This window comes from Micromonospora sp. NPDC048830 (genome assembly GCF_043198215.1).
GTDB lineage: Bacteria > Actinomycetota > Actinomycetes > Mycobacteriales > Micromonosporaceae > Micromonospora.
The window spans coordinates 1-2257 of sequence record NZ_JBICUP010000058.1 but is presented as its reverse complement, the minus strand read 5'-3'; the positions used below and the strand labels follow the sequence as shown (position 1 = coordinate 2257).

The following is a 2257-nucleotide window of genomic DNA, read 5'->3' as shown; positions in this document are numbered from 1 at the left end:
CAGCGGCACCTGGACCGGCTGGACCACCATCCCCGGCACCGCGAAGGCGCACTCGGCCCCCGCAGCCACCGTCTACGGCGGAAACCTGCACCTGTTCGCCCGGGGCGACGGCGCTCTGGTACGCACCAACCAGCTGTCCGTGTCGACGGGTGCCTGGTCGGGATGGGCGACCCTGACGGCCCCCAAGGGCGCGACGGCGGCACCGGCGGCCGCGGTCTACGGCGGTGAGCTGCGGCTGTTCCTCCGGGGTGCGCAGCAGCGGATCCACCAGGCCCGAATCGGGTTGTAGTTGGCGCCTCCGGCCGCGGCTTGCGGGGTCGGAGGCGCTCGCGTGACCGGTGAGCGGCTGAACCCATCGCACGATGGGTGACAGCGGCCGGAACGCCGATCGCTCCGCCGCGGACTCGGTTTCCCGGTCCGCGGCGGAGCGTGGTCTGTCCGCCGATGCACAGCGTGGCTCGCCGGCCGCCCGCGGGCGGAGGACGGGGGGCCGTCACGATCGGATCGCCACCACCACGGTGTCCAGGGCGTCGACGATTCCGTCCTGGACGCGGACAGGACGGCGGGCCGTGTCGGCCCTGCGGACCCGCAGGCCGGGCAGCTCGGCGGCCACGGCGTCCGGAGTCAGCAGCAGGGCGGGATCGCGGGGGCCACCGGTGCCGGCGGTGAGGTTGGCCAGGTCGTGGCCGACCAGGACGAACGACCCGCCGGGGCGTACGGCGGCAGCCGCCTGGCGCAGGACGGTCGCCCGGTCGGGCTGCGGCAGGTGCAGGTAGGCGACGAGGACCAGGTCGAAGGCATCGGCCTCGGGCCGGTAGGTGATGACGTCGGCGACCTGCCAGTCGACGTCGACGCCGCGCTCGCGGGCGAGGTCCCGCCCGCGCCGCACCGCCACGGCGGAGAAGTCGACGGCCGTGACCCGCCAGCCGCGGCCGGCCAGCCAGACCGCGTTGCGTCCCTCCCCGGCTGCCAGATCCAGGGCCCGGCCCGGGGGCAGCTCGGCGGTCTCCGCGACGACGAACCGGTTCGGTTCGGCGGTCCAGACCAGTTCAGGAGCGCTGGCGTACCGGGCGTCCCAGTCGGCCCTGTCCACGGCCGGCCTCCCTTCGGTGCTGATCTTCGCGGTCCGCCCCGATCATCGGCGGCTCGCGGCCTACCCGTCCGCCGGGGTGGGCACCGGGCAGCTGCGCTCGTAGCGCAGGCGCCGGTGCAGGGCCCAGCCGAGCAGGACGATCGAGGCGACGGCGAGCAGCGGCTGAGCCGGCGCGAACCAGGTCATGGCGCCGCTCGTGCCCAGCGCCAGCAGCACCAGCTTGTTGCAGACGGGGCAGCCTACCGCCAGCAGTGACAGCAGCCCGCCGACGGTGCCGAGCCGCTTCTCCGCGACCGGGGACCCGGCGTCCGCGGGTTGCACGTAGGTGGCGAGCAGCAGGCCCGCCAGCACCGCGGTGGCGGCCAACGCGGGCCAGGCCCACCAGGTCACCGCGACGCTGCGGGTGAACAGCGGAGTGTCGATCAGGTCGGTCGGCACGGCGATCACCACCGCGGTCGCGGCGGCGCCGAGCACCACCGCGGCCAGGCGGCGCGGCGTCCAGGTCCGCATCGTGGCCCTCCTCGGTCTGGTAGGGACCAATCTAGTTGGACGGCGCCGGAAAGCCGACATGAAGGCGTCCACCGGCACCACGGCGGCCCCGGTCGGCGGCCGTCACGAACGGTGAGCGGGCCGACCCCCAACCGCGGTGACCGGACCCCTACCTTCGCGCACCTGCATACGGAAAATCGCAGGTGACTATTGCATTCGGCCGGAACCGCAGGTCAAGATCGCCGAAACCCAGAGGTGGCCCGCTCCCCCCGAGCGTCACCGGTGCTCGTCTGCGCCTCGCTCGGTGGTGGCTGGATCCACGAGAGGAGTCCGCGTGCAGGTTCACACAATGTCGACGATCTTCCGATCCCGCGGTGCGCTGGCCGCCGCCGTGACGGCCGCGCTGGCCGGGTCGATCCTGACCGCTCCGGCCGTCTCCGCTGCCGCTCCCGAGGGCCCGGGGCAGGGCAGCTGCAAGATCGCCGAGGATCCGTCCTGGTCGGGCTGGAGCAACCACGAGCAGGTCGGCGAGCAGCTGGCGCAGATCGAGCGCACCAGCGGCGGCCGGGTGGACGTGGGGCCTGACTGCGGGCCAGTGCTCCGGCCTTCAGGCCGGGGGTGAAGGTCCGCGCTGGGAGGGCCGCTAGGCCCGAGCAGTGCCTTGACCGGGACGGT

At 74.1% G+C, this 2257-nt stretch carries 4 protein-coding genes; 2 read left to right on the top strand and 2 right to left on the bottom strand.

Translation table 11 applies throughout. From position 1 onward, the window contains the following. A partial coding sequence (locus ACGFIZ_RS30430) for a hypothetical protein (RefSeq protein ID WP_393425522.1) occupies positions 1 to 289 on the top strand: 289 nt, incomplete at its 5' end. Positions 290 to 493: 204 nt separating this feature from the next. On the opposite strand, the gene ACGFIZ_RS30425 is transcribed toward ACGFIZ_RS30430, so the two are convergent. Together ACGFIZ_RS30425 and ACGFIZ_RS30420 are read right to left on the bottom strand one after the other, a co-directional pair. Then, entirely contained in the window at positions 494 to 1093 is a 600-nt protein-coding gene (locus ACGFIZ_RS30425) for a class I SAM-dependent methyltransferase (RefSeq protein ID WP_393425519.1), read from the bottom strand. Positions 1094 to 1153: 60 nt separating this feature from the next. After that, complete coding sequence (locus ACGFIZ_RS30420; protein WP_393425516.1) at positions 1154 to 1603, bottom strand: hypothetical protein; 450 nt, start codon at positions 1601 to 1603, stop codon at positions 1154 to 1156. Between the two features lie 313 nt (positions 1604 to 1916). Here ACGFIZ_RS30420 and ACGFIZ_RS30415 point away from each other — a divergent pair, with 313 nt between their 5' ends. Continuing rightward, a complete protein-coding gene (locus ACGFIZ_RS30415) occupies positions 1917 to 2204 on the top strand; it encodes a hypothetical protein (RefSeq protein ID WP_393425513.1) in 288 nt (95 codons plus the stop codon). Positions 2205 to 2257: the final 53 nt, after the last annotated feature.

Coding starts and splice junctions, on each gene's coding strand:
- ACGFIZ_RS30420 (WP_393425516.1), bottom strand. CDS start 1,603: ATGCGGACCTGGACGCCGCGCCGCCTGGCCGCGGTGGTGCTCGGCGCC.